Raw genomic sequence first — 26,312 nt, forward strand, 5'->3', positions numbered from 1 at the left:
CCAAAGTCAGCAACTGTTGAAAGCACACCGCAGCAGACGGCCCTTGTTGTAAGGAAAATTATTTCTTCGCGTCCCTCACATATTTATTCAGCCACTCCGTTTGTTCCCAGAGCATATGCAGGAGGTTTTCCTTCGCTGCATACCCGTGGCTTTCAAACGGCAGCTGCACGAAACGGACGGTACCGCCGTGGCCTTTCACCGCGTTGTAGAGCCTTTCGCTCTGTATCGGGAAGGTGCCGGGGTTGTTGTCCATTTCGCCGTGAATGAGCAGCAGCGGCGTTTTGATCTTGTCCGAAAAACTGAACGGGCTCATGTTATAATACACTTCGGGCGCCTGCCAGTAAGTGCGTTCTTCCGCCTGGAAACCGAATGGCGTGAGGGTGCGGTTGTACGCGCCGCTGCGGGCGATGCCGGCTTTGAACAGGTTCGTGTGTGCGAGCAGGTTAGCCGTCATGAAGGCGCCGTAGCTGTGGCCGCCTACCGCCACGCGGTTGCTGTCGCCCACCCCCATTTTGGCCAGTTCCTGTATGGCGGCATGGGCGTTGAGGTAAAGCTGGGGAATAAAGTTATCGTTCGGCTCCTTGTTGCCTTCGCCAACGATCGGCATTTCCGCATTGTCGAGGATGGCGTAGCCCTGGGTTACCCAGAACAGCGGGCCGCCATACCCTACGCGGGTGAAGGTGTATCTGGAGCCCCTTACCTGTGCGGCATCGGCGGCGGATTTATACTCGCGGGGATAGGCCCAGATGAATACCGGCAAAGGCCCGTCTTTTTTCGCATCGTACCCTTTGGGGAGGTACAGGTTGCCGGTGAGGCCCACACCGTCTGCGCGTTTGTAGGAGATCTTCTGTTTCGTTACGCCCTCCATGGCTTTGTACGGATTGGTGAAATCCGTGATGGGCGTACCGATGGCGGAGCGTTTGCGCAGGTCGCGGATGTAATAGTTGGGCACGTCCGTGAGGCTTTCGCGGGAGGTGAGCATGATGAGCTTCTCCGGGTCGAGCGCTTTCACCACGGTTTCGTAGAAAGGCGCCTGGCAACGCCAGAGGATGCTGCCCTTGCGGGTTTTCAGGTTATAGCTCTGCACAAAAGGCATATCTCCTTCGGGCGATGCGCCCTGCGCATACAACAGCAGCTCGCCGTTTTTCTGCACGAACAATACATCTTCCCCATACTGGTTCTTGACGGTAAAGGGCGTGCCGATATCGCCGTAGGCGTCGTTGCTGCTTCTTTCGAAGAGGGAGTCGAGCTGGCCGGTGACGCTGTTATAGGTGCTGATGCGTTCCTTCCGGTCGGCGAACATGCCTTCGTACACGAGGGCGAGCTCTTTGGTGGGGCCCCAGGTAACGCCCTGGAAGCGGCGTCTGGTGCGGAACAGTTCTCTCGGTGCGGCCCTGTTCAGCACGTCCACCATGTACACCGCATCGCGGTATTCGGCTTTCTGGCGGCCCAGGCCGCCGTCGAGCGCCTTCACGTAAGTGATGGCATGGGGCTCGTCTTCTTTCCAGGCATAACCGCGCGGCACGTCCATCACGTCATCAAAACCGATAGGGGCGCCTTCGCCGGAGGGCGTTTTATCCAGCACCTTCACTTCCCGGCCTTCCATGTCCCATACCATGGTGGTGAAAGGGAATGCGTAAGACGGCACGAGGTAAGAGAACGGTTTTTCTATGCGGCGCAGCAGCACGTACTGATCGTCGGGCGAAACGGACATACCGCCGTAGATAGCGGGCGCGCCGATTTTCTTTTCAGCCTGCAGGTCGCTGATCACCAGCTGCGAGGTGGTCATATACGCGAAGAGGGCTTCGTCGTAGGGATTTTTGATCAAATCCTGGTAGGTGCGCGAAGCGGCGGCTTTGCCTTTGCTTTCCTGCACCACCGGCCCGTTGGGAGCTACGGGGCGTGCGGGCAAAGCACCGGCGCCGGCGGGCACGGTTTTGTACAGCAGGCGGTCGTTCCCCACCCAGGCGTACGCCGCGCTCATGGTAGCCACCAGCGGGGCGCTGTTGACCTTGCGCGCCGAATGGGCGGCAATGTCTATCACGTAGAGGTCTATACGATCATTTTCGTTTTGCAGGAAGGCGGCCCTTTTCCCGTCCACGCTCCAGGTAAGGCCGGAGATGCGGGGCACGGCGGGCATGCCGCTGATGGCGTGCACTTCTTTCGTTCTGATATTTTTCAGCGTCAATCCCGCGCCATAACTCTGCCTGCTGGGCCCGAAGTTGCGGGGATTGAGGCGAAGCCCTGCGATGCGCAGTTCGGGCTGCGCCAGTTCTTCCACGCCTTCGTAAGAGTTGCGCTCGGTGAGTATCATCCACTCCCCGCCTTTGCCTACGCTCACGGAAGGCGTGGGTTTGGCCAGCAGCAGCTCCTCCAGCACGGCCGGCGGTTTCTGGTAGGTAACATTGTCCTGGGCCGTTGCGGCAGCGCCGGCCAGCAGGCACAGGATCAGTACGGATTGTCTCATTAGCAGGTAATTTATGTTGGCGATAAAAATAGAAAACTTATCGTGCAGTACGCCGGCACGAAACGAAAATTGGGATGAGCGGTTGTTTCAGTGGAGCTCTTCTTCCCTGATGAGGTTGTTTTTCAGGGCATACATCACCACGCCGGCGGTGTTGCGCACATTCATTTTTTCGAGGATGCGGGTGCGGTACCCTTCCACCGTTCGTTTGCTCAGGAAAATGCGGTCGCCGATCTGCTGGGCGGTCAGCTGCTGGCAGATGAGCCGGATGATTTCCTGCTCGCGGTCGGTGAAAGTGACCACCTCTTTGGGTTTGTGGGGATTGAACTTGCTGCGGGCGATCATGCCGGCGAGTTTGGCGGAGGTGCTTTTGCAGTAGTACACCTTATCTTCATACACATGCGCGATGGCATCGAGGATTTCCTGTTTGTCGGCGTTTTTGAGGAGATACCCTTTCGCGCCCGCTTCGAGCATTTCCACGATCTGGTCTTCTTCGTCGAACATCGACAGGGCGATCACACGGGCGTCGGGATTACGGCGGATCAGTTCGCGGGTGGCGGTGATGCCGTCCATCCGGGGCATCTTGATATCGGTCATGATCACATCGGGATTTTCTTTTTCCACCAGGTCGAGCAGTTCCCGCCCGTCTGCCGCCTGGCCCACCAGGGTAATGTTTTCCTGCCGGGACAGCATCAGCGCCAGCCCGTCGAGGAATATCTCATGATCGTCTGCTACTGCGAGGCGGATATCGTAGTTCATGCCGCTTAGAGGTTATTTGAGGTCCTGTCAAATATACGAATTATCCGAGAGGTATCCGTATGTAATAGCGGGCGCCCTTGCCGGGACCGGAGTGGATGGAAATGGTGCCGCGCAGGATGTCTGTCCGTATTTCGAGGCTCTTTAACCCCAGCCCCCGGGAATTGCGGCGGCTTTTTTCCACGTCGAAACCCTGGCCATTGTCTTCCGCCAGCACCAGCAGTTCCTTTTCGTCTTCGCGGAACCCGATTTCCAGCCGTTTGGCCGCGGCGTGCTTGAGCGTGTTGTGGATGATTTCCTGTACGATCCGGAAAATATGGATATCCCTTTCCGGCCGCGAAGAGATGGGGTTGACGGCGTATACGTGCAGCTCCATCCGGTCTTCCTGCCCCAGCAGCTGGTAAAACTCGCGGATGGCGTCGATGAGGCCTTTTCTTTCGAGGGTGTTGGGCAGCAGGTTGTGCGAGATCTGCCGCATGGAGCTGACGATATCGTCGATATACCGGCCCGATTTGGCGATCACGAGTTTGTCGCGCGCATCGGGCACCTCTATGCTGGTGATGTTGAGCTTGACGGTAGACAGCAATGGCCCCAGGCTGTCGTGCAGGTCCGCGGCGATGCGCCTGCGCTCGTTTTCGAGCAGCCTGATCTCCGCGGTGATACGTTCCCTTTGCAGGCGGATATACCGGCGGTGGTAGCGGATGATGGAGGTAATAAAAAAGGTGATGATCACTGCCAGCAGCGAACAGAGAAAAATCGTCGTATAAACAATTCTTTCTTCCATGGGGTTTGGGTGCTACGCCTTGAACCGCTTCGAAAAGTAATAATCGTCCCTGACGGGCAGAAAATACACGGCTACCGCGTAAACAATATTAACGAAAGCGTTGATAAATGCAAAAATGATGAATATCCGCCGGCTCACGGAGGAATTATACGGGTCGATCAGCAGAAATCCTTCGGTGATGAGGCTGTACACCCCGATGATGATGAAACCGATGCAGATCAGGAATTTGGCGTTGCGGAACAGGTTGCCGCTGTACGAGGTGATGAGCAGGTTGATTTCGCTGATGGATAAAAATACGGTGGTGAGGGAATACAGTATCACGAAGTAGGAGGAAAAGCCGTTGGCCAGCACGCCCATCCCGATATTCTCCACCGTCCAGGTGATCAGGTAGGCGGTGCCCAGCACGCCGAGCAACCACTTCTTCCGGCGGAGGTATCCCCAGGTATAGAACTGGTACAGGATGATGGCGGCTTCCAGGAAAATGTAGATGTTGTTCGTTACCCGGTTATCGCGGGTGAGGCGGATGCTGATTTCGCTCACCACTTCGGCGGTGAAGGCGAGGAACAGGAACAGCAGGAAGGGATGATAGCTGGCACGGATGCGGTTCATCCGTACCAGCCCCATGATCAGCGGGATGAGTACTGTAAAGCTCAGTAATTGTGTGGCGAGATTGGACATATCGGGTCGATGAAAAACAGTTCGGCTTAGGGTTGGGTGACCGGGCTTTCCGCATCACAGGTATAGGGGCAGCGGTGCCCTCTCTCCATGGCTTCCGGATCTTCCCCTTCCTGCGCCATGGCGCGTTGCACACCGGGGATCCAGGGGGTTTCATAGGCGACGAGCTTGCCGGAAATATCCTTGCCTTTCGCGTCTACCGGCAGCAACACGAACACTACTTCTTTTTTCTCGTTGAGGCCCAGGTATATCCGGATGCCTTCCGCGCCTTTTTTATTGAGCAGCGCCCCGATGGCGTGGCGGTTGAACAGTTCGGCGGCGGGCAGGTTGAAGTTCCGGGCGAGGTACGTGCTGTCCTGCAGCCTCCTTTCCAGTTCCGCTTTACCGGCCCTGAACGCTTTGGTATAGGCGGTGGCGTCGGTCATGGCAATCACGTGCTCTTTGGCTTTCTCTTTGTCTACCGGGATGGAGCCGCCCCTGCCGAATTCGCGGTAAATCAGGAGGATGAGCAGCAACAGGATGATCAGATAGAGTACCGTTTGGGATCGTTTCATAACAATTTGTATTTTTTGATGTGAGTAATTGCAAGGTAAAACGGCGGCCGGGAATAAAGGCAGGTAATACTGCCCGAAAAAAAAGGTATAAATACCTATTGCCAATCCCGGCAAAGGGGCATAACCGGTCCAGTGGCGTGCGCTCGAAGCCCCGGGGGCAAATCCAGGCATACAAGATAGCTATTTTCTTTAATTTCAATTATGGATACGACCACACAGTACATTGCCAAAGCCGCCCCCTTTGCGCAGCCTATACTGGAGCATTTGCGCAACCTGGTGCTGAAAACCTGCCCGCACGCCACCGAGCGCAAAAAGTGGGGCATGCCTTTTTTTGAAACCTACGGAGACAACCTTTGCAGCATGGCCGCTTTCAAGCAGCACTGCACCTTCGGGTTCTGGAAAGCGTCGTTGATGAAAGACCCGCAGGGCCTGATTTCGCAGATGGGCGAAACCGCCATGGGGCATTTCGGGCGACTGACCAGCCTGGAAGACCTGCCGCCGGACAAGGTCATCATCGCCTATATCAGGGAGGCCGACCAGCTCAACAAAAAGGGCATCAAACCCACGGCGAAGAAAACGGATAAGAAGGACCTCACAACGCCGCCGGTGCTGGCCGCCGCGCTGAAGAAAAACAAAGCCGCCGCGAAAACCTTCGAAGCATTCAGCTACTCCGCGAAAAAGGAATACATCGAGTGGATCGAAGAAGCCAAAACCGAAGCCACCGTGGCCAAACGCGTGGCAACGGCGGTGGAATGGATGGCCGAGGGCAAACAGCGGAACTGGAAATACCAGTAACAAGCAACGGAAAAGCCTGCTTTCTCCGGCCCCTGGCGAAGGTGGCGGGTAAAAACAGGCTTGTCCGGGTACGGGATGTCTGCAAGCTATCCCTTCTCTCCGACTACTTTCCCCATCAGCGGGTCGCTTTTGCTGGGGGCGCCGTTTTCCGCGTGCCCCGCGTACCGTTGCATGAAATTATTTTTCCCTCTTACGGAAATCAGCTGATCGTACCAGCCGTGGCTCGCCGCCAGCGGCACCCTCACCGTTTTGCGGGCGCCCGCGGCCAGGTTGAGCTTTTGCGGCTTCCCGCCGTACGACATGTCCGCCACGGCGATCTCGAGCCCCTGGGCCGAAGTATTGTGCAGTTCGAAAGCGATGCTGCCGTCCGGTTTGTTGCCGGTACGGGTATATGTCAGTTTCACGGTGAGGCCGGGGTCTGCCGCGTCGCCTTTGAATTCCCGGTAAAAGCCGTTGGGGCCGTATACTTCGAGCGAATAACCCGTCTGTGCGTCCCACTCGTCCGTTAACCGGTCGCCCGCCTTTACGGCATATCCCCTGCTCTGCTGGTTGTGGCCGGTGTACACATGGAACGGCGCGCCGGCGGACTGTTTGCCGAACAGCGCGTTGCCCGCGGCCAGCTGCAGCACCACCTGCCTGCGGTCTTTGCTCAACGCCGCGTCCGCATACAATTCGTAAGGAATGGCGCAGGCCGGCCGGATACCGGGTTCCTGTTCGGGCAAAAGGCCCTTTTCCTGCCCTTCCCGCACCGATTGCACCTGCTCGCCTGCGATGTTCTTGAAGTTGGCCGGCGGGGCTTTAAAACGGGCCTTATGCACCGTTTCGATGAACGCCTCTTTCTCCACCGACGCCGGCATGTCGATTTTCTCGCCGTTGTAGGGGCGGAAGATGGAAGAGAAGTCGCCGCAAACGGTGCGGCGCCAGGCGGTGATATTGCCGGTCGCGATATTTTTCTTCAGTTTATGGCTCAGCCATTTTTCGAGGAACTGGAGGTCGGACGTATGGTCGAACACCTGCGAGTTCACATACCCGCCGCGGCTCCAGGGCGAAGCCACCACCAGGGGCACCCGGTAACCGAGGCCGATGGCGCTTTCGCGGGCGCCCCTGCCGGGGGCCTGCGCGGCCAGGGTCACATATTCCACCGCGGGGTCGATGCCGGCGGATACCTTGCCGGTACCGGCCTTCCCGGGCACGGGCGGCACAAAGGGCGCCACGTGGTCGAAATAACCGTCGTTCTCGTCATAGGTCAGCACGAAGATGGTCTTTTTCCAAACCTCGGGGTTCTGCGTGAGGATGTCCATCACTTCCGACAGGTACCAGGCGCCATACCAGGGCGCGCCGGGGTGATCGGAGAAGTTCTCGGGCGCCACTATCCACGATACCGCGGGCAGCTGGCCGTTTTTAACGTCGTGCCGGAACTGGTGCAGGATGTCGCCTTTCGGCAGCTGCACTTCGCGCTCCGTATTGCCGTCGTTATATTTCAGTTTGGTCAGTTCGTGATAATCGGGGTCGCCGATGTTGGTGGTGAACGCTTTTTTATGCAGTTGCTGCTCTCTTGCAGGCAGTGCGCTGAAAGGGGTTTTGGCCACCATGTCCAGCGTTTTGTGCGTATAGGCGAGGTATTCTTTCTGGCGCTGTATCTTTTTTTCGAGCGCTTTGTGCTCGTCGGTGCCGGCCTTCAATGCGGCCAGTTCCTTTTCCTGCGCCGCCAGTTTGGCGGGCAGTTCGTCCTTCACCCTGCGCAGGTATGCGAGGTGGGCTTCGGAATATTCCACATGGTACTGTGAAAACCACTCGATGGGATTGTCTGTGAAGTTGGCCAGCCAGGCGTCTTCCTCGCCTTCGAACCCGGTGTCCACGCTCACTTCGTTCTGGTAGATCTTCCACGATACCTGGTTGGCTTCGAGGATTTCGGGGAAGGTTTGCCAGTGGGCCTGTTTGCCGTAGTCCACATCCGAATTATATACGTTGGCTTTTACATCCGGGCGCGCTTCGCTGCGGATGGTGCCCGTCCAGAAGTAGAGGCGGTTGGGCGTGGTGCCGGTGAGGGAGGAACAGAAGTGCTGGTCGCACACGGTGAAGGCGTCGGCCAGGGCGTAATAGAATGGAATATCTTCCCGGTCGTAATACCCCATGGTGAGCGGCATGCGGCTGTATTCGCGGTGGCCGGACTTTTTCACGTCGAGCCAGCGGTCGTACTGCCCGTTATTGCGCGCATCCACCTGGTCGGCCCAGGAATGCGGCAGGGCGCTCATCCAGGTCGCCCTGGTGTCTTTGATATTGAGGCGGAAGGGCGCATAGGTTTCGCCTTCCTTGTTTTTCTGCATGAATACGGGGCGGCCGTCTTCCAGTTTCAGGGCGCGGGGGTCGTTAAAACCGCGGACTCCTTTGAGGCGGCCGAAACAATGGTCGAACGACCGGTTTTCCTGCATGAGGAACACCACGTGTTCAGCATCGAGGAAGGTGCTGCCGGGCGCGGGATTGATGGCCAGGGCGCGCTGAATGGTTTCAGGGAGCATGTTGGCCAGTCCGCCTGCCCCGGTAAGCAGGGCGGCTTTGCGTAAAAATTCTCTTCTCGTGTCCATAAGCTGTTGCTTTGATGTTTGATTCCGGGGTTTAAAATAGAAATTATTAGCGAATGCATGCGGGTGCATGCTCAATTTAATTATTTGATCACGGGTGGGGTGAAATGCAGCTCCGAAATGGTGTACCAGGGGATGTTGAGGTAGCCGCTGTGCAGGGTGACCTGCACGCTGCTGCCTTTTTCCACGGCGTTGTACAACCGGCGGGGCACCATTTCTTCTTCCCCGGCGGGTTTTGGCCCCCAGGCATCCAGCCTGAGGTAGTAAGTTTTGCTTTTCCCTTTGACGAACCATTTATCGAGTACGGTTACAGAATATTCTTCCACCTCGCCCTGATCACCCAGGATATTCGCGAACATGGCTGTGCCATACCCATATGGCAAAGCCACGGATATCGCGAGGAGCACTGATATCAGGTCCGTTTTACCAACTCCCCATAACAGCAGCCCCCCTATGGCTACCGCTGTTACTATCATCGGCGTCCATACTCCGGCATGACTGACGATGTGCATCTTTAGCGCGCAAAAAGCCAGCAGGCCGGCACAAACGATCACGGCATAATAAATGGACGGGAAAGGAATGCTTTTCCCCATTTCAAGACTGATGAATCCCTTGTGAAAATGAGCGAGCACGGTAGCGCCCAAAGGTAAAATCATGGCCAGTACCAGGGCGTATTCCCAAAGGTCGTCAAACAGACTGGCGATGATCAGGCCAACCGCCGTCACCGTCATCGCACCGCAAAGCTTCTGCGCGCGTTTCAAACGGGCTTCCACTTCCTCCCGGCTGGCGCCCAGCGCCGGGTTTTCCAGCGCCGCTTTTCTTGCCAGCATGTCCAGGTCGGGATATCTGGCCGTAGCCCATGCTACGATCTCGTGATACCCGTTCAAACCGGAACTGATGCTGATGCTTCGCAGCGAAGGGTCCTCAGGCACCAGTTCCAGCGTGGTGCTGCTCCGGTGTGTGCTGGTGGTATAACCTTTTATGTCTGAGAAGGATAATGTCCTGTCCGTAAACAGCGATTTGTCGTGGATACTGTCTTCAGAAACGGTCAGCCGGATGCTGAAAATGTAGATCATGGCGATGACACAAGCCAGCATCACCGCCGCCATGAACAGTATTCCGGGTGTGCTGACCGGATCCCGCTGCAGGAATTCGCCAATGCCGTAGGCGGCCCCCGCTGTGGCCAGTGCACAGATAACGGTAACGGTAATTTGCAAGGCAAGGGACAGCTTATATGTTTTCATGATCTGCAGGATAACGGTACAATGATAAAAAAAACCATAGATTTATTGCAACATTCCGGCCCCTCACCTGTCTGTTTAATCCAGTGCATGCTCTGAACGGAAATACGCCCACCGACCACCAGCTGGTGGAACAGGTCCTGCGCGGGGATACCCGCGCCTTTGCCGTCATTATCCAACATACCGAAGGCCTGGTGGCGCAGATCATTTTCGGGATGGTGCGGCATGCGGAAGACCGGAAAGACCTCGTGCAGGACGTCTACCTGAAGGCTTTCAAATACCTGCCCGGGTTCCGCTTCCAGTCGAAGTTATCGACCTGGATGGCGCGGATAGCGTATAACACCTGCGTCAATTACCTCGACAAAAAACAGTTGCTGCCCCTGCCCGAAGGTTCCGAAGCGGAGCTGCCGGAAGATGAAACCGCCACCGCCGCCCTTTCCCGCAAGCAGCTGCACGATATCCTGCAAGCCGGCATCGCGCGGCTGCCCCCTTTGTATCAAACCCTGATCACGCTTTTTCACCAGCAGGAATGCAGTTATGAGGAGATCGGGCAGATCACCGGGCTGCCGGAAGGCACCGTAAAGAACTACTTATTCAGGGCACGGAAGGCCCTTCGTGACAATTTATTGCTTCAGTATAAAAAGGATGCGTTATGACCGCAACACACCTTACAGACGCCGCCATACAGGAATATGCGATGGGCCTGGCCCCGCAGCACGCGGCGCATATAGACGGCTGCCCCGCCTGCCGGGCGAAGGCGCAGATGTACCGGGAGATGGTAGCCGGCATCCAGGCACAGCCCGCGCCGGTATTTGATTTCGATGTGAGCGCCGCGGTACTGGCCCATTTGCCCGCTCCCCGGCGCACGGCCCTCCCCCGGCTGCTATACGTGGCTTTGACGGCGATACTGCTGGTTAGTGGGGCGGCGCTGTATATCTTCCGGGCGGATGTGGTGGCCGTGTTCAGCGGCGCGGCCTCGATGATGACATGGGTGATGGTGACGTCGCTGTTGACCATCCTCATTTTCCAGGGGCTCGACCTCCTGAAAACGTACCGGAAAAAAATGCGCGAAATGCTGCAACATTCATCACCCGCAACTGTCTAATTTAATACCAGATGAAAAAGATATCCATCATAACGGCCCTGCTCACCGCAGCAGTAACGGCACAGGCGCAGGACCTGACCACGCCCCTCAAACAGGGCAGCTCGCTGGAGCTGGGGTTCCGGATTTTCGCGATTACCGTATGCATGTACCTGATCGGCACGTTCATCATCACCATCGTGAAACTGGTGCTCGACTACCAGCTCAAAAGCAGGATGATCGACCGCGGTTTTTCCGAAGGCGACATTTCCCGTTTCTTCAAACCCGGCAACACGGCCATCCGGAACACCGCGCTGAAATGGTTTGCCGTGCTGGCGGGTGTGGGCTTCGGGCTTACCATCGTTACGCTGTCGCAGCCGGTGGGCCTGCATTCCCTGGCCATCATGGCGTTTTGCATATCGGCGGCATTCCTGGTGTATGCACAATTCATCAAACGATCAGACACATGAACACCTCGCTCCTTTTAGCGGCGGCCGGCTGGCTGGCCGTCAGCATCACCACCGGTTGCCGGCAGCAGCAGGCAAAGGCGGAAGACCATCCCCCGAGCCAATACCGGTTCACCCCGGTATCCGACATCCCTACCACCCCGGTGGCCGATCAGCAGCGCTCCGGCACCTGCTGGTGTTTTTCCACTTCCTCCTTTCTTGAAACGGAGATCATGCGTATCACCGGCGAGGCAACCGACCTGTCTGAAATGTATTTCGTGCGTTGCGCGTACCTCGACAAAACCGCCAACTACATCATGCGGCAGGGGGCGGCCCGTTTCTCCGAAGGCGGCCTCAACCACGACCCGGTGCTCAGCGCCGCCGTGGCCGGCATGATGCCGCAAAGCGCCTATACCGGCTTAACGGGAACCGATTCCGTCTATGACCACCGGCAGTTATTCCAGACCCTCGAAGAGCGGGTGAAAGCCTATGCAGAACGGAAAGCCGGCCCGGCCGCCCACTGGAAAACAGACATCCCGGCCATCCTCGACCAATACCTCGGCCCCGTGCCCGCTGAATTTACCTACAAAGGGAAAACGTATACCCCCCAAAGTTTTGCCGCGGCCACACAACTGAAATTATCCGATTACGTCACCATCACTTCCTTCACCCACGTTCCATTTTATCAACGTTTCATCCTGAACATCCCGGCCAATCACATGAACGAAAGTTTTTACAACCTGCCGCTGGAGGAATACATCGCCAATATCGACCATGCGCTGGCGAACGGGTATTCCCTCGCGCTCGATACGGACGCCAGCGAAAAAGGGTTTTCGATCAGGGAGGGCATTGCGGTGGTAGCCGCCGATACAGCAGATGAAAAGCGGATACTGACGGAACCGGCGCCAGAAAAAATCATCACGCAGCAATACCGGCAGGAAGAGTTCGAGAACTTCAACACTACCGACGATCACAACATGCACATCACCGGAAAGGTGCAGGATCAGACAGGCAAAGTGTATTATAAGGTAAAAAATTCCTGGGGCACGCGGAGTGGGAAGAATGGATATTTTTACGTCAGCATTCCTTACATGCAGCTGAAATCCATTTCGGTGCTGCTGCACAAAGATGGATTGACAGCCGCCACCAAAAGCCGTTTAAATCTCTGAACATGACCACCTATAGAATATTCTTCGTTTTCGGCCTGCTCTGCATTGTGAGTGCGCTGTTCATTTTCGCCCGCCAGCACCGCCGGGACGACCGGAACATCTCCGTCTCCGTCTCCGAATCGAAGGAGGCATATAAATTCAGGGCCGATTACCCCACAGCCAATCATGGCCGGGTTTGCGATTACCTGGAGAAACAGCTGGGCCGTTATACGAACATCAATTTCCACGATGTGGAAATCGACGGCCATGTGGTGCTCGACAACCAGGCTGATTTTTACCTGCTGCTGGAGCCCGGCAAGCTGCGCATGACGCTCAACAAAAAAGATAACAGTTACGCCACCTACGAAAAGTTCAGCCAGATGGGGCGTGAGCTGAAAGAGGTGGCGACGGGGCGCTGAAAACAGTTACCTGAAATACGGCAACACGCCTTCGGCGATCAGGGCATGCCCCGCTTTATTGGGATGGTTGCTTTGCGACATCAGCGTTTTGAGATCGCTCCCTTTCCCCGCCGCCGCTTTGAACAAACCATAACTGTCCGCCAGCCCGATGCGGTATTTTTCCGCCAGCGCCTTCAGCTGATCGGCGTGCTGTTGCAGCACGTTACCGGGTTGCAGGATGTTCACGCCCAGGTCCGGTGAGGGCGTCAGGAGGATCACTTTGATATTCTTTTGCAGGGCCTTTTGGATCATTTGTTCCATCGCCGCTTTCGAACGTTCCAGGCCGATGGCCCTGTCGTTGAGGGCGTAGTCGATGAACAGCACGTCCGGCCGGTGCGGCAGCACATCCTGCCCGAATCTTTCAGCGCCCTGCTCCGAATTTTCTCCACCAATGGAAGTAGTGATCGAATTGACCACGGCATAGGGGTATATCGTTTTCACCCCTTCCAGCACCCGGTAAGGGTAAGCTTCCAGCGTTCTGACATCGGGTGTTTTAAAATAACCGCTCGGTACGGAGTGGCCGTGGAATACCAGGTTGATGGTGCGGTTCTTCGGCCACTGTTTCAGCAACTCCGCTTTTACGTCCGCCAGGTATACGGCGGGGCCGGCCACCTGCGCGCGGGCGGGCAGGCACCAGAGCAGTGCAAAGAGCAATAATCTGTTCATCCTTCTAATTTAAGCCATGCTGTGATAAAACTCAATCTTCGGTTTCTACATCGAAATGCGGGAGGTGGTTCTCATTCAACAGCAGGTGGTGATAAAACGCCATCTCCCCTGTTTTCGATATCGAAAAGCGGGATATATCTCCCTTTCAGCAGCCATGCTGCAATAAAACTCGATTTTCCTGTTTTCACTATCGGAAAGCGGAAGCATATCTCCCCTTCATTTGCCAAGCTGTGATAAAACTCAATCCCCTGTTCTGACCACGCGAAAGCGCTGCAAAACGATGTCGTAGGTGGCTTTGAACGTACCCCTGGGCGACAGCGAGAATCCCCAGTTGGCCCCGCCGGTGCTCGCGCCTACCGGGCCTACTCTGGTGATGAGGCTGCCGTAATCGTCTTTCATATTCGCCCTGGCCGCCGTCATCCTGAACCAGCCTTTGCCCCATACATCGCTGTTGGCGGACTGCGGCGCGTTCAGGCTCATGTTATCGGAGTTGCCGGTGGTTTTGAACGTGCCGGTGTAGAGATACGGGTGATCGCTTTCCTTTTGCAGTTTGGGGGAAGTAGCCGCTTCCGTCCAGCCGCCGGCGGAGCCTGTTACCGCCGGGCCTGTTACGGCCAGGTAAGGCCAGGGATTAGCGGCCGTCCAGCCCGGATATTTCACCGCGTCGGCCGGCGCGGGCGGCGCAAAGGCCACGGCGCGGATGGTGCGGGCCGTCATGTCGACCGTTACCTTGTAATACCCTTTCTGGCTGACGGGCAGTTTGAATCCCGCCGCAGCCAGGCTGGTGGTTATTTTCCCCGGCTCGGCCGCACTCATGGCGGCCACGTTGGGGCCGGCGAACGTATAATTCAGCTTGCTCTGGTTGGTGATAAAAGGCACGTCGGTGCCCAGGAACGCCACGAAGCGGATGTTGTCCGTAGCCGCGTTGCGGTAATACACATCGGCCACGAAGGTGTTGGCGCCCTGTTTGGTCATCGATACCAGGGTGCCGATGCCACGCGCCGCACCCATATGATCGAACCCCTGGTTCAGCGCTTCCGCCTCGGTTTCCGCATCGGAGAGGTACAGTTTATCGATGTAACCCACGGTAATGATGCCGCCTTTCACGGATTTGTTGCCGCTGGCGTCGGTGGATTTCACCACGTACTGGTACTCTCCCACTTTGCCGGCCGGCAATGCGAACGAGCGGGCGTATTGAAAACTCTTTTCTTCCGCTTCTCCGGCGGGCTTGCGGATATCTTCCACCAGCACCGGTTCCCCCGCAGCAGTTTCGCCCCATACCTTCACTTCCACTGATACGATTTTGGTATCGGTAATGGCTGCTTCCACCTCGATGTTGACCGGATCATTGGTGAAGCCGAGGTATTTGGTGACGGTGGGTTTCGTAACGGTAATGGCGGGTGGCAACAGGTCCGGGCTGTACCCCGGTATCTGGTTCTGGGCGGAGAGGTCTTCCACCTCCACATTCGTTTTGGTGATGCCGCCGTTGCTGTTGGTGATGGTCAGTTCCACCTGGTGTTTCGTGGGGTTCACGTCTTTGCTGACCAGGAAGGTTTCGCTGATGTCATAGGTCGTCTGGTTACCGGCGGCGAGCACGGAATCGATCTGCCACTCGCCGTTTTTGATGCGCACTTTGCTGATGCCCTTTTCGTCCGCCAGCTTCGCCTTCAGCACCAGTTTATATTCCGGGCCAATCCACAGGAACTGTGCGGTGGCTTCTTTCAGCTCGGGCACGTCCGTCAGGCCGGTATCGGGGAACACACGGGGTTTGCTGCATGCCGCGATCATCACCACCGCCGCCAGCATCGATATTTTTAAAATTGTCGTCTTCATAAAACCATTTTGAATGAAGCAATGCTGTAATATTTTACCATCCGCTATTCTGCGTGATCTTGCCTTCGCTTTTCAACACTTCCACCTCGGGAATCGGGTATAGATACATGCGCTCGGTAAAAACGCGGTCTTCCGCCCTGATCACCTGGTAACTGAAAGAGTTGTCCGCGTTGCGGGTGATCTTCATCGCCATCACCGGCATGTTTTCCGTTTGCATGGCTATTTTCCAGCGGCGCACGTCGAAGAAGCGATGTTCCTCGAAGGCGAGCTCCACCCGGCGTTCGTTGCGGATGCGCTGGCGCATTTCGTCTTTCGACAGGCCGGGCGGCAACGGCGGCATCTGGATGCCGGTGCGGGCGCGCACCATGTCTACCGCCTTTTTGGCCGTGAGCGTAAAGCCGCCCGTCGCTTCGGGGCCGTAGGCTTCGTTCATGGCCTCGGCGTAATTGAGCAGCACTTCGGCATACCGGAACAGGATCCAGGTGTGCATGCTGGTCTGGTTCTGCGCCAGGTTCAGCCCTTCGTCGATGAACTTGCGGAGATAATACCCGGTGGTGGTGGCTTTGGGTTTGCCCAGGCCATCCAAGCCGCCCGTCCATATTTCCAGCGGCCGGTTTTTGAAGGTAACGGCATTGGTGAGTATCGACAGGCCCAGCCTGGGATCGCGGCCTGCGTATGGATTGGCGGGATTGTAGCCCGAGCCGGGCTCGCCGATGGCCATGCCGGTGGCTTTCATTTCATAGGCGTCTACGAGGTTCTGGGAAGGGCTGGTGCTGCCTCTCCCACCCTGGTCGTACCCGACGGGATAATTGTAAATCTCGAAATCGTTCCTCGACCAGCCGTGCTGCGCGAAGATCACTTCCGCATTGCCGTCTGCGCCGTTGCCGAGCCTGAACAGATCTTTATAGCTGGTATGCAGCGAATAGCGGTTGAGCGCAATCACGTCATGCGCCGCCTGCGCGGCCCTGCGCCATTTGGCCACGTCGTTGGAAGGGTTGTGCAGCGGGCTGGCGGCATAGAGCAGCAGGCGGGCCTTCAAAGCCAGCGCCGCGCCACGGTTCACGCGGCCGCGCCATTTCTCGGCTTCGTAATTCACCCAGGTTTCTTTCAGCAGCGGCAGCACGGCGTCGCACTCACCCGCGATATACTCCACGCTCTCATCGAAACTCTTACGCGTCATGGCTTTCAGTTCACCGAGGTCGGCGGTGGCTTTTTCCATCACCGGCACGCCGCCGTAGCGCTTCACCAGTTCGAAGTGATAAAACGCGCGGAGGAACCGCACTTCGGCCCGCAGCCATTCGATGTCGCGCACGTTGTACTCGTACTTGCTTTTGTTGGCAGGGTCGAGCGTATCGCGGAAAATGATGTTTTTGTAATCGGTGGAGTTCTGCAGGAACAGGTTCGCCCTGCGGATGCCCTGGTAGAAATAGGCCCAGCAGTCTTCCGGGTTGGAAGCAGCGTTCCAGGTGCCCATGTTGTACCGGTGGATGGAGGAGTTCACGTCTGCATGATCGGCCTCATCGCTGGCGGAGGCGAGCATGGCATTGTCGATGCGGTGGAAACCGAAACGGTTGAACAGAAACGTGTACACCCCGTAGCCGGCCTTGCTCATGCGCTCGTAGTTGACGAACACCTCGTCTTCGCTGTAATTGACGGGAATCTCCCGGTCGAGGTACCCCTTCTTACAGGCGGCCGCGGAAAGCAGCAGCGCACATCCTAGTATGAATTGAGACAGTTTCATTGTTGATCGTTTATGTGTACGCGGCTAGAAGTTTACACTCAGCCCGGTGGAATATGTTTTGATGACAGGATAGCCGATGCTCAGCGTTTCGGGATCCACTTTCACGTCGAGGTCGTCCCAGCTCAGCAGGTTCAGCCCGCTGACGTACAGCCGCAATCCCTTCATGCGCGCTTTCCCGAGCATTTTGTCCGGGAAGGTGTAGCCCAGCTCCACGTTCCGCAGCCGCAGGAACGATCCGGAACGGAACCAGAAATCGGACGTGCGGTAGTTGTTGGGATTGGGCTGCGTGGTGAGCCGGGGAAAGGTGGCCGAGGCATGCGTTTCAGGCGTCCAGCGGCCTTCGGCGGCCCAGGTGGAAATATTGGCGTTGTTCACGAAAGGCTGGAACATGTACCCTTCGAGGTACACGGTCCTGTTGGCCATACCCTGGAAAAACAGCTCGAGGTTAACCCCCCTGTACGAAGCGCCGGCGTTGAACGAAAAGTTGATCTCGGGGTAACTGTGCCGGCCGATGGCCACTTCGTCGTTGACGTCGATGATGCCGTCGTTGTTCTGGTCTTTATACTTCAGGTCGCCGGGGCGCACGTTGGAAAAGGTCTGCACCGGGCTGGAAGCGATGTCGCTTTCGTTCCGGAAGAAGCCGATGGCCTCTAGCCCGAAGTACTGCCCTACCGGCCGGTTTTTCCGGGAACTGTAGGCTTCCTTGCGGGGCACGTCGTAGTTCTCGAGGATCCTGTTGCGGGCGAACGCAAACTGCGCGCCGGCAAACCAGTTCACGCTCCCGGTTTTGTCTTTGTACGTGGCCGAAACCTCGGTACCGTAACTCAGCACCTTGCCGCGGTTCTCGAACGCCACGGAGGGAATGCCGGCCAATGCGGGCATTACGTTGCCCATGTTCACGAGGATGTCGTAACGGTTTTCGCGGTACACGTCCAGGCTCACGCTGAGTCTGTTACGGAGGAAAGCCGCATCCGCGCCCACGTTGTAGATCATGCCTTTTTCCCAGGTGATGTTCGGGTTGGCCATGGCCAGCTGCACCAGGGCTTCGCTGAATGAATTGCCGGTGCCGAAGTAATAACCCTGGCTCGACTGCGTGCCCCAGTACTGGTTGTATCCGAAGCGGGCGGCGCCCCTGTCGTTTCCTGTCAGTCCCGCCGAGGCCCGCAGCTTCAGATAATTGACAGCCCGGCTGTTGGCCAGGAAGTTTTCTTTATGCAGCAACCATCCGGCCGACAAAGCGGGGAAAAAACCATACCGCCTGCCGGGCGCATAGTTTTCCGTGCCGCTGTAAGAGAAGGCCAGTTCCGCAAAATATTTTTCGTTGTAATCGTACATCAGCCGGCCCATCAGGTTCTCCATGGCGAAGGGCGACTGGTTGCCCACCACCGTGTATCTGTCGCGCTGGAACATCACCATGGCGCCGAGGCCATGGGCGTTGAAACGGCGTTTGTAATTGAAGCCGCCGTTGAAGATGATGCGGTTGTTTTCGTAGTTGTTCCCGCTGGACACGGTGAGGTCCGTATCGAGGCCTCGCTGCACGAACACCACTTCCGGCTGGCCGTTGGCGCCGGTGCGGCGTACGGGCTCGTAATAGGCGTAATTCCTTGTTTTATCGTAGCGGCTGTTGAATTCATTGTCGAAGAGCAGTGCGCCGAATATTTCGAGGCCGCTGGTGAGGAAGTCGAGGCGCTGGGTGCCGCGCACGAACGACTGGATATTGCGGTCGTGGCGGCTCTGGTAACCTTTCTCCAGCAGGTACCCTACCGGGTTGTACGGGAAGTTGGCCGTGCCGGTGATCTTGCCGTCCGGCGTGCGCACCGGGTACAGGTTCGGCGCGTAGGTGGCCATGTACCGCCAGTGGTCTTCCGTGCCGATGGGCGGGAACTTGCGATCCTGCATGTTACCGCCCAGCCCTACCTGTACGGTCAGGCTTCGGGTGACGTTGATGTCTACATTCGCGCGGAAGTTGATGCGCCGGAAACTGATGTTGGCGTTGTGCTCCCCGTCCGTATGTGCGTACAGGCCCTGGTTGTTCATAAAACCCAGCATCAGGAAATACTTCGCCGTTTCGCCGCCGCCGTCGAAGGTGAGGGAATAATCCTGCATGGGAGAATTTTTCCGCAGCACTTCATCATACCAGTTCACATCCGGGTATAAATACGGGTCCGCGCCGGTGCGGTACCCTTCCAGGTCCTGGCCGGTGTACAGGGGCTGCTGCCCGTCGTTGCGCAGCGCTTCGTTGTACAGCCGGGCGTAGTCGTACGAGCGGGCGAACTTCGGCAACAACGTCGGCGCCTGCACGCCATACCGCGCGTTGAAAGAAATATTGATCCTGTCGCTGGCGCGGCCGCGTTTAGTGGTCACCATCAGGGCGCCGTTCGCTCCTTTCGCCCCGAACAATGCCAGCGCCGCCGCGTCTTTCAGCACGGTCACGCTTTCGATCTCATCCGGGGAGATATAACTGAGGCTGTTGATCTGGATACCGTCTACCAGCACCAGGAAGCCGTTGTTGAGGGTGGTATGGCGGCCACGGATAAAAATATCCGGGTCGTCGAAGCCCGGCGCCCCGCCGTTGTTCATGATGGCCACGCCGGGCAGCCGGCCGATGAGGGCGTTGGATAAACTGGCGGTATTGGTTTTGCGCAGTTCCGCCCCGCCGACGCTGGCCACCGACGACGCCACCTGGTTGTACGGCTGCGAACCGTAAGCCACCCGCACCGTGGAGTCGCTCTGCGCCGCCGCCGGCCGTGGCGCCGCGCATAACAGCAGGAAAAGCGCGCCGGCGGGTTGAAGATGTTTATATGAAAAAAGTTTCATGATTGTGGTTGTTGAAGAAAACAATAATGCTTTTGTTTGTTTACCAGCCCGGGTTCTGTACGATGTAGCCCAGCTCCACCTCACTTACGCGGAATGGATACAGGTACATCTTGTCGCTCCAGGCGCGGTCTTCAAATTTTTCCAGTTTGTAAGTGGGCGCCGCGCCGCCATACAGTTTGAGGCTGTACATGCCGCCTTTCATCACACCTTCCTGGCCGGCGATCTTCCAGCGGCGCACGTCGAAATAACGGTGCTGTTCGAACGCCAGTTCCACCGCCCTTTCGCGGCGTATCTTCTCCCGCATCTCCGCCTGGCTGGTGTAAGCCACCGGCGGCATGTTCACGCGGGCGCGGATCTCGTTCACCGCCGCCGTGATCTCGGAAGAGGGACCGTTGCTCTCGTTCAGCGCTTCGGCATAGTTGAGGTAAAACTCCGCCAGCCGGAAGGTGATCCAGCGCGGGGCCGGGCTGGAGCCGTTGGACACGCCTTTTACGAACTTGCGCAGGAAACCCACGCCGTTGTAGAGGTTCAGCTGGCGGGCCGACTGCTCGTAGAAATGATACCGGGTGCCCGTGCCGCGCGCCCACTCCGTGCCCGACTGGAACACGGAAGCCTGGAAACGCGGTTCCAGCTCGCCCAGTTTCTGTACGTATTGCGCATAAGGGTATGCCGTGCCCGGTGTTTCGTTCCAGGTCTGTTCGGTACCGTCCGCCTTCTGGTAAAACTTCGCGAAGTTGAAGGTGACGCCGATGTTCACCGGGTCGGTGCCCGTGTACACCACGGTGCCCGGCGTCATGAAACGCACGAAATAGTTGGTGCTGTTGAGGCCCATCAGGCCCGCGTCGAGGATGATCTCGCTCACGTTCGGGTTGATGAAAATTTCTTCGTAGCGGTCTACCGCGTTGTTTTTGCCCATGTACAGCGCGCAGCCGCTGCTTTCGGTGCGGGCCCAGTCGAGCACCGCCTTGCTGGCGTCCGCCGCGCGTTTCCAGCGCTCTACCTTATACCCGTCCGCATACCCCACCATGGCCCTGAGCGCGGGGTTGCCCACGGGCACATAGGTATCGTTCGAGTTAAAGAGCGGGCTGGCGGCGTAGAGGAGCGTTCTGGCCTTCAGCGCCAGGGCGGCGCCTTTGGTGATGCGGCCGCGGAAGCGGCTGTCGTAATTATTGGGCAGGTCCTTCGCCGCATCGTCGCAGCTCTTCACGATGAACTCCACCGTTTCTTCAAAGGTGCTGCGGGGGATGGTCACGTTGGGAATGTCTGCCGCGCCGGACACGCTCAGCACTTTGTCCGCGATGGCCACGCCGCCCAGGCGCTGCATCAGGTCGAAGTGCATGAGGGCGCGGAGGAAAACGGCTTCCGCTTTCATGGCCGCTTTTTCCGTGTCGGTGAAAGGCGAGCGGTCGATGTTTTCGATAAAAATGTTCGCGTTGCGGATGCCTTTGTAACAGAATTCGCTGCGGAACTCGAACCAGTAAATGTCCGTAGGCCCCCAGTTGCCTTTGTTGAAGGCTTCGGCGCCGGTGTAGTTGGCATAGGCGTCCGCCTCGTCGCAGGCCGCCGCCAGGATCGTGTAGGTGGCGCCGTAGTGATAGTAGCCGTTGAAGCCCGCGTCCCAGAAGTACGGGAATTCAAAAATCGAACAGGTGCTGTACACGTTCCATAGAAACTGCTCGGCCTTGTCTTTCGACTCGAATACCTCCTTGATGGTCACCTCGCTGCTCACCGGCTTTTCGAGGTATTTCCGGCAGGCGCCGAACAGCATGATCAGCACCAGCAGGCTGCCCGTAAGTAATACATTCCTTCGCATATCAGATAAGTTCAGCATCATTAAAATTGAAAGTTTACACCGCCGTTGTAGACCCGCATGGACGGGTATACCCTGCCCCAGAGCTCGCGCGCGTCGGGGTCTTTGGCATATTTCATCGACGTCCAGGTAATGAGGTTGTTGCCGCTCAGGTACACCCGCATCGATTGCAGGCCAATCCTGCGCAGGGCGCCGGAGCTGAAGCGGTAGCCGATCTCCGCGTTCTTGAGGCGGATGTACGACGCGTCCTGCACCCAGAAGCTGGAAGGCTGGTAGTTGTGCTGGCGGTCGGGCGACAGCTCCACGCGCGGGAAGGTGATCTTTTCACCGGCGGCATAACGCTCCGGCGTCCAGCGCTCGAGGTGCCATTGCTGGGCGGAGCCCCAGCTGGCGGTGAAAGGATAGGCGGCGGAAGAAGAGAAACTCACCGATACATTCTCCGTTCCCTGGAACAGCACGGAAAAGTCGAACCCTTTGCACGAAGCCCCGGCGGAGATGCTGTAGGCGATTTCAGGCCAGTCGGAGAAACCTACCGGCCCCATGTCGTTGGAGTTGATACGGCCATCACCGTTGAGGTCTTTGTATTTCATATCACCCGGTTTCAGGCCGGTTCCCTCCCATTCCGATTTCGGGCGTTTGGGATCGTCGATCTCGGCCTGTGTATTGTAAAACCCTTCGAAGGTCAGGCCGAAGTACTGGCCCATGCGGCGGCCCGTGCGCTGCATCCATTCGTGCGCCTTGGTGGGCTCGTCCTGGAAAATGATTTTGTTGCGGGCGAAGGAATACGAGCCTTTCGCCCAGTAGGTCAGGGCGCCGGCGCGGTCGTTCCAGCCCAGCTCCACTTCATAGCCGCGGTTTTCCACCTTGCCGATGTTGGCCGGCGGCAGGGGCACCGCCACCAGCTCCGGCACCGTGCTCAGTACCCAGAGGATGTTGTCGCGCTTTTCCTGGAAATAGTCGCCGGTAAAAGAAAGCCGGTCGCGCAGCAGTTTGATCTCCGCGCCGATGTTCATCTTCCGCGCCCGTTCCCAGGTTACATCGGGGTTACCCAGTTTGCCTTCGCGGTACATGTTGAAGCGCGACATATTCGTGCCCGCCTCGCCGAACACCACGGCCTGGTATCCGCCGTTGTTGAGCGCGTAGGGCCCGTTGAGGTAGAGATAACGGTCGCCGCCGATCTTATCGTTGCCCACTTCGCCGTAAGAGCCGCGTATCTTCAGGAAAGTCAATACATCATTTTTGGGCAGGAACGCTTCTTCCGTCACCACCCAGCCCAGCGACACCGCCGGGAAAAAGCCGAAGCGGCTGTTTTCCGGGAAGTTCTCCGAACCGTTGTAGCCCATGTTGAACTCGGCGAGGTAGCGGTTTTTGTAATCGTACGTCACGCGCGACACCAGGCCCAGGTACGTCGTCGGCAAGCCGAACTGCATCGACGGGTAATGCCCCCGCTGGAAGTTGCCCAGCACGAGGCCCGTTACCGTATGCCTGCCGAAGGTGCGTTTGTAATCGATCGCCGCTTCGGTGTAGAGCTTGCGCCATTTGTTGGACTCCGCCACACCTTCGCTGAGGTTGTAATACGGCCCGCCGTCGGTGCTGCGGTACATGGTGTATTTGGCGGGATCCACCGGGTCGCGGGTGATGGTGTAAGCCGGGAAGTACTTGCGGCGTACGGCGTTCTTGAGGTAGTAGCTGTCGTACGAGCCCATCGCCCTGACGGACAGCCCCGGTGTGATGCGGTGCAGGTCGTAGCTGATGGCGAGATTGGTGTTGAGCGTGCTGGAATAGTCTTCCGTGATGAACGCGCCGCCCGTGCTGGTGGGGCCGGCCTGTCCCCATGGGTTGAAGTTCGGCACGCCGGCCGGCAGGCCGTTGATCTTTTCGATGTATTTGCCGTCCACAAATCCCGGGCTGGTCATGGGCGGCTGGGTGGCCGCCTTGTCGAACGCACCCCAGGCGCCGCCGTTGGGAATGGTGTTATTGGTGATCTGGTTGCCCAGTTTCACCGCGATGTTCAGTTCCTTCACCGGATTAAAATCGAAGTTCATCCGGATGTTGTATTTGTCGTACGTGTGTTTGTAGGGAAAGCCGAAATCCTGTTCCGGCTGGTGGTAACCACCGCTCTGGTTAAAATACCCCAGCGAGGTGAAGTAGCGCAGCTTCTCCGTGCCGCCGGATATATTGGCGTTGTAGGATTGCTGGAAAGAGAACGGTTTCACCAGTTCCCTGATCCAGTTTTTGCTGGGATGGAAGACCGGGTCTTCGCCTGTTCTGTAAAGCCGGATATCTTCGTCCGTAAAGCTGGGCGCGAGGCCCATGTTGCGCTGCGCTTCGTTGCGGAGCAGCGCGTAATCGTACGAGGTGAGCAGTTCCGGCAGCACCGTGGGCTGAATGGCCGCCAGGTTACTGGTGACGTTGATCTGCGGTTTCCCCACTTTACCCTGGCGGGTGGTAATGAGGATCACGCCGTTGGCGCCGCGCACGCCGAATACCGCGGTAGCGGAGGCATCTTTGAGGATGTTGATGGTTTCGATTTCGTTGGGGTCGAGGTTGTTGTAGGTTTCGCGTTCCACTCCGTCGATCATGATGAGGGGCCCCCTGCCGCTGGCGTTGAGGGTGGCCATGCCGCGGATGAGAATGGTCGCTTTGTCGCTCCCGAACTCCCCTGAGTTCTGCACCGCCGTGATGCCCGAAGCGAGGCCCACCAGCGCGTTGCTGATGCCCGCCACCGGGGCTTTAACGAGGTCTTTTCCTGTTACCGATGCAATGGCGCCCGTGGTGGTCACCTTCTTCTGTACCCCGTAGCCTACCACCACTACTTCCCCCAGCTGGCTGTCCGTAGCTGAAAGGGTTTCGTTGATGACGGCCCTGCCGCCGACGGGCACTTCCCTGACCCGGTAGCCCACGAAAGTAAAAATCAGGATATCCGTTCCGGCCGCGTTCAGTGAAAATTCACCGTTCGCGTTGGTGACGGTGCCGGTGCTGGTATTTTTGATTTTCACACTCACGCCCGGTAAAGGCTGGTTTCCGTCGGTGACCCTGCCTTTGACGGCGATCGTCTGGGACATTGCATGTTCGAAAAACAGGAGGGAGAATACCCATGTAAAAATGAGTATAATGTTTTTCATATACTTCTACGTTTAGCGTTTGGAATTATTTTGATTGATATTGGTGTGCGCTGAAAAGCCGCAGGGATCTAATGTATCATAACGTTGTTTTTTTGATGCGGAATAATGATATCAAATGAAACTCCGGCAGAAGCCGCATCGCCCGTTGGAAACAGGCCGCGCGATCATCCGTTGTTACAGGCGTCGGGAGGCTATTAAGTCATACATTACCGTGGAAAAAAAGTCAGCGAAATCAGTACTCAAAAGTCAGAAAAACCGGAGTGTCCGTTTCGTTCCAATCAACAGTTCAAACCTACTTTCATACGCGAGAATATCAAATAGCGGATTCCACGAAAAAGATGGATTATCTTACGCCGGGCGAATATGCCCCGATCGTTTAGCAAAATTTTAGCAAGGGCCTTATTGATTCATAATTAATCCATTATGATTAGGCGGGAATTGACACATGATGTTGTGATGGATGGTAAACCGTCGGCAAACGCACGCCCCGCCGCGATGTTAATTCTTTGCGCCGCTGCGGTGAAAAACGAACAAATAAGTATGCCTCCTTGTTGGTTTTAGGCGATTATCACAGTGAACATTCATCACATTAAAAAATCCATCACATGGCTGAAAAAGACCTGAGCATTATTCTCGTCCACGGGGCGTGGGGAGACGGTTCCCATTGGCGGCATGTCATTCCGCTGCTGCACAAAGCGGGCTACAAGGTGCGGGCGGCGCAGAACCCGCTGACGTCATTGGAAGACGACATCAACAAAACGAAAGACCTGATCGACAACCAGGACGGCAAGGTGTTGCTGGTGGGGCATTCCTACGGCGGCGCCGTGATCACCGGGGCGGGGCTGCATGAGAAGGTGGCCGGCCTGGTGTATATTGCCGCATTTGCGCCCGACAAAGGCGACAGCCTGGGCGGCATCTTTTCGCGCCGCGAACAGCCACCCGGCGGCGCCAGCATCTATCCCGATGAAAAGGGCGTTTTATGGATCCGGTACGACGAGTTTCACACCAACTTCTGCGCGGATGTGCCGGAAGAAGATGCGCTGGTGATGTCGCTCTCACAGAAAGCCATTAACGGCCGGTGTTTCGGGGATGCCACCGGCGAGCCTGCCTGGAAAACCAAACCCAGCTGGTACCAGGTGTCTGACCAGGACCGCATGATACCGCCCGTCACCCAGCAGGAAATGGCCGATCATATCGGCGCCAAAAAGATCATCCATCTCGATGCCAGCCATGCATCGCTGGCATCGCAGGCAAAAGCGGTGGCCGGGCTCATACTGGAAGCCGCAAAAGCGGTATAGCCCATATCGTAAAACGGGCCGGCTGTCTATGACAACCG

At 57.2% G+C, this 26,312-nt stretch carries 20 protein-coding genes; 7 read left to right on the forward strand and 13 right to left on the reverse strand.

Annotation, left to right across the window (positions count from 1 at the left end; all coding sequences use genetic code 11):
* Positions 1-58: 58 nt before the first annotated feature.
* From EGT74_RS18135 to EGT74_RS18155, 5 genes are all read right to left on the reverse strand, one after another.
* Entirely contained in the window at positions 59-2,467 is a 2,409-nt protein-coding gene (locus EGT74_RS18135; RefSeq protein WP_123847982.1) for a S9 family peptidase, read from the reverse strand.
* 87 nt (positions 2,468-2,554) lie between these two features.
* Positions 2,555-3,223: a response regulator transcription factor gene (locus tag EGT74_RS18140; RefSeq protein WP_123847983.1), complete on the reverse strand. Its 669-nt coding sequence runs from the start codon at positions 3,221-3,223 to the stop codon at positions 2,555-2,557.
* Between the two features lie 40 nt (positions 3,224-3,263).
* The gene (locus tag EGT74_RS18145) at positions 3,264-4,004 is read right to left on the reverse strand and encodes a sensor histidine kinase (protein ID WP_123847984.1); all 741 of its coding nucleotides are present in this window, start codon (positions 4,002-4,004) and stop codon (positions 3,264-3,266) included.
* A 12-nt stretch (positions 4,005-4,016) separates the two neighbouring features.
* Positions 4,017-4,682 (reverse strand): hypothetical protein, encoded by a 666-nt coding sequence (locus EGT74_RS18150; protein ID WP_123847985.1) that lies wholly within the window; start codon positions 4,680-4,682, stop codon positions 4,017-4,019.
* 26 nt (positions 4,683-4,708) lie between these two features.
* The gene (locus EGT74_RS18155; protein WP_123847986.1) at positions 4,709-5,233 is read right to left on the reverse strand and encodes a hypothetical protein; all 525 of its coding nucleotides are present in this window, start codon (positions 5,231-5,233) and stop codon (positions 4,709-4,711) included.
* A gap of 201 nt (positions 5,234-5,434) precedes the next feature.
* Here EGT74_RS18155 and EGT74_RS18160 point away from each other — a divergent pair, with 201 nt between their 5' ends.
* Complete coding sequence (locus EGT74_RS18160; protein WP_123847987.1) at positions 5,435-6,028, forward strand: DUF1801 domain-containing protein; 594 nt, start codon at positions 5,435-5,437, stop codon at positions 6,026-6,028.
* A gap of 86 nt (positions 6,029-6,114) precedes the next feature.
* Here EGT74_RS18160 and EGT74_RS18165 read toward each other — a convergent pair whose 3' ends face one another.
* Positions 6,115-8,613, reverse strand: a complete 2,499-nt coding sequence (locus tag EGT74_RS18165; protein WP_123847988.1) for a phosphocholine-specific phospholipase C — start codon at positions 8,611-8,613, stop codon at positions 6,115-6,117.
* 80 nt (positions 8,614-8,693) lie between these two features.
* Positions 8,694-9,854 carry a hypothetical protein gene (locus EGT74_RS18170; RefSeq protein WP_123847989.1) on the reverse strand — a complete coding sequence of 387 codons (1,161 nt, stop codon included), beginning with the start codon at positions 9,852-9,854 and terminating at the stop codon, positions 8,694-8,696.
* 83 nt (positions 9,855-9,937) lie between these two features.
* On the opposite strand from EGT74_RS18170, the gene EGT74_RS18175 reads away from it, so the two are divergent.
* Genes EGT74_RS18175 through EGT74_RS18195 form a run of 5 tightly spaced genes read left to right on the forward strand, consistent with a single transcriptional unit; the run spans position 9,938 to position 12,945 of the window.
* Positions 9,938-10,507 carry an RNA polymerase sigma factor gene (locus EGT74_RS18175; protein WP_123847990.1) on the forward strand — a complete coding sequence of 190 codons (570 nt, stop codon included), beginning with the start codon at positions 9,938-9,940 and terminating at the stop codon, positions 10,505-10,507.
* Positions 10,504-10,956, forward strand: coding sequence for a cupin domain-containing protein (locus tag EGT74_RS18180; RefSeq protein ID WP_123847991.1), 453 nt, complete (start codon positions 10,504-10,506; stop codon positions 10,954-10,956). The genes EGT74_RS18175 and EGT74_RS18180 overlap by 4 nt, the downstream gene beginning before the upstream one ends.
* A gap of 11 nt (positions 10,957-10,967) precedes the next feature.
* Positions 10,968-11,402 (forward strand): hypothetical protein, encoded by a 435-nt coding sequence (locus EGT74_RS18185; RefSeq protein WP_123847992.1) that lies wholly within the window; start codon positions 10,968-10,970, stop codon positions 11,400-11,402.
* A complete protein-coding gene (locus EGT74_RS18190) occupies positions 11,399-12,547 on the forward strand; it encodes a C1 family peptidase (protein WP_123847993.1) in 1,149 nt (382 codons plus the stop codon). Before EGT74_RS18185 ends, EGT74_RS18190 begins: the two co-directional genes overlap by 4 nt.
* Positions 12,548-12,549: 2 nt before the next feature.
* Positions 12,550-12,945, forward strand: coding sequence for a hypothetical protein (locus EGT74_RS18195; RefSeq protein ID WP_123847994.1), 396 nt, complete (start codon positions 12,550-12,552; stop codon positions 12,943-12,945).
* A 6-nt stretch (positions 12,946-12,951) separates the two neighbouring features.
* Here the strand turns inward: EGT74_RS18195 and EGT74_RS18200 are convergent, their stop codons facing one another.
* The 6 genes from EGT74_RS18200 to EGT74_RS18225 all read right to left on the reverse strand — a co-directional run bounded on the left by EGT74_RS18200 (position 12,952) and on the right by EGT74_RS18225 (position 24,976).
* Positions 12,952-13,650, reverse strand: a complete 699-nt coding sequence (locus EGT74_RS18200) for an SGNH/GDSL hydrolase family protein (RefSeq protein WP_123847995.1) — start codon at positions 13,648-13,650, stop codon at positions 12,952-12,954.
* 240 nt (positions 13,651-13,890) lie between these two features.
* A complete protein-coding gene (locus tag EGT74_RS18205; protein ID WP_123847996.1) occupies positions 13,891-15,483 on the reverse strand; it encodes a hypothetical protein in 1,593 nt (530 codons plus the stop codon).
* Between the two features lie 34 nt (positions 15,484-15,517).
* Positions 15,518-17,224: a RagB/SusD family nutrient uptake outer membrane protein gene (locus tag EGT74_RS18210; protein WP_123847997.1), complete on the reverse strand. Its 1,707-nt coding sequence runs from the start codon at positions 17,222-17,224 to the stop codon at positions 15,518-15,520.
* Positions 17,225-17,248: 24 nt separating this feature from the next.
* Positions 17,249-20,041 carry a SusC/RagA family TonB-linked outer membrane protein gene (locus tag EGT74_RS18215; protein WP_123847998.1) on the reverse strand — a complete coding sequence of 931 codons (2,793 nt, stop codon included), beginning with the start codon at positions 20,039-20,041 and terminating at the stop codon, positions 17,249-17,251.
* 40 nt (positions 20,042-20,081) lie between these two features.
* Positions 20,082-21,854 (reverse strand): RagB/SusD family nutrient uptake outer membrane protein, encoded by a 1,773-nt coding sequence (locus EGT74_RS18220; RefSeq protein ID WP_123847999.1) that lies wholly within the window; start codon positions 21,852-21,854, stop codon positions 20,082-20,084.
* A 20-nt stretch (positions 21,855-21,874) separates the two neighbouring features.
* Positions 21,875-24,976 (reverse strand): SusC/RagA family TonB-linked outer membrane protein, encoded by a 3,102-nt coding sequence (locus tag EGT74_RS18225; RefSeq protein ID WP_123848000.1) that lies wholly within the window; start codon positions 24,974-24,976, stop codon positions 21,875-21,877.
* Between the two features lie 605 nt (positions 24,977-25,581).
* On the opposite strand from EGT74_RS18225, the gene EGT74_RS18230 reads away from it, so the two are divergent.
* The gene (locus EGT74_RS18230; RefSeq protein WP_123848001.1) at positions 25,582-26,274 is read left to right on the forward strand and encodes an alpha/beta fold hydrolase; all 693 of its coding nucleotides are present in this window, start codon (positions 25,582-25,584) and stop codon (positions 26,272-26,274) included.
* The last annotated feature ends 38 nt before the right edge of the window (positions 26,275-26,312 follow it).

This window comes from Chitinophaga lutea (assembly GCF_003813775.1).
Lineage (GTDB): Bacteria > Bacteroidota > Bacteroidia > Chitinophagales > Chitinophagaceae > Chitinophaga > Chitinophaga lutea.

Excerpts from the sequence above, each read along its gene's own strand:
- EGT74_RS18135 (WP_123847982.1), bottom strand. The coding sequence starts at position 2,467 with ATGAGACAATCCGTACTGATCCTGTGCCTGCTGGCCGGCGCTGCCGCA.
- EGT74_RS18140 (WP_123847983.1), bottom strand. The coding sequence starts at position 3,223 with ATGAACTACGATATCCGCCTCGCAGTAGCAGACGATCATGAGATATTC.
- EGT74_RS18145 (WP_123847984.1), bottom strand. The coding sequence starts at position 4,004 with ATGGAAGAAAGAATTGTTTATACGACGATTTTTCTCTGTTCGCTGCTG.
- EGT74_RS18150 (WP_123847985.1), bottom strand. The coding sequence starts at position 4,682 with ATGTCCAATCTCGCCACACAATTACTGAGCTTTACAGTACTCATCCCG.
- EGT74_RS18155 (WP_123847986.1), bottom strand. The coding sequence starts at position 5,233 with ATGAAACGATCCCAAACGGTACTCTATCTGATCATCCTGTTGCTGCTC.
- EGT74_RS18160 (WP_123847987.1), top strand. The coding sequence starts at position 5,435 with ATGGATACGACCACACAGTACATTGCCAAAGCCGCCCCCTTTGCGCAG.
- EGT74_RS18165 (WP_123847988.1), bottom strand. The coding sequence starts at position 8,613 with ATGGACACGAGAAGAGAATTTTTACGCAAAGCCGCCCTGCTTACCGGG.
- EGT74_RS18170 (WP_123847989.1), bottom strand. The coding sequence starts at position 9,854 with ATGAAAACATATAAGCTGTCCCTTGCCTTGCAAATTACCGTTACCGTT.
- EGT74_RS18180 (WP_123847991.1), top strand. The coding sequence starts at position 10,504 with ATGACCGCAACACACCTTACAGACGCCGCCATACAGGAATATGCGATG.
- EGT74_RS18185 (WP_123847992.1), top strand. The coding sequence starts at position 10,968 with ATGAAAAAGATATCCATCATAACGGCCCTGCTCACCGCAGCAGTAACG.
- EGT74_RS18190 (WP_123847993.1), top strand. The coding sequence starts at position 11,399 with ATGAACACCTCGCTCCTTTTAGCGGCGGCCGGCTGGCTGGCCGTCAGC.
- EGT74_RS18195 (WP_123847994.1), top strand. The coding sequence starts at position 12,550 with ATGACCACCTATAGAATATTCTTCGTTTTCGGCCTGCTCTGCATTGTG.
- EGT74_RS18200 (WP_123847995.1), bottom strand. The coding sequence starts at position 13,650 with ATGAACAGATTATTGCTCTTTGCACTGCTCTGGTGCCTGCCCGCCCGC.
- EGT74_RS18205 (WP_123847996.1), bottom strand. The coding sequence starts at position 15,483 with ATGAAGACGACAATTTTAAAAATATCGATGCTGGCGGCGGTGGTGATG.
- EGT74_RS18210 (WP_123847997.1), bottom strand. The coding sequence starts at position 17,224 with ATGAAACTGTCTCAATTCATACTAGGATGTGCGCTGCTGCTTTCCGCG.
- EGT74_RS18215 (WP_123847998.1), bottom strand. The coding sequence starts at position 20,041 with ATGAAACTTTTTTCATATAAACATCTTCAACCCGCCGGCGCGCTTTTC.
- EGT74_RS18220 (WP_123847999.1), bottom strand. The coding sequence starts at position 21,854 with ATGCGAAGGAATGTATTACTTACGGGCAGCCTGCTGGTGCTGATCATG.
- EGT74_RS18225 (WP_123848000.1), bottom strand. The coding sequence starts at position 24,976 with ATGAAAAACATTATACTCATTTTTACATGGGTATTCTCCCTCCTGTTT.
- EGT74_RS18230 (WP_123848001.1), top strand. The coding sequence starts at position 25,582 with ATGGCTGAAAAAGACCTGAGCATTATTCTCGTCCACGGGGCGTGGGGA.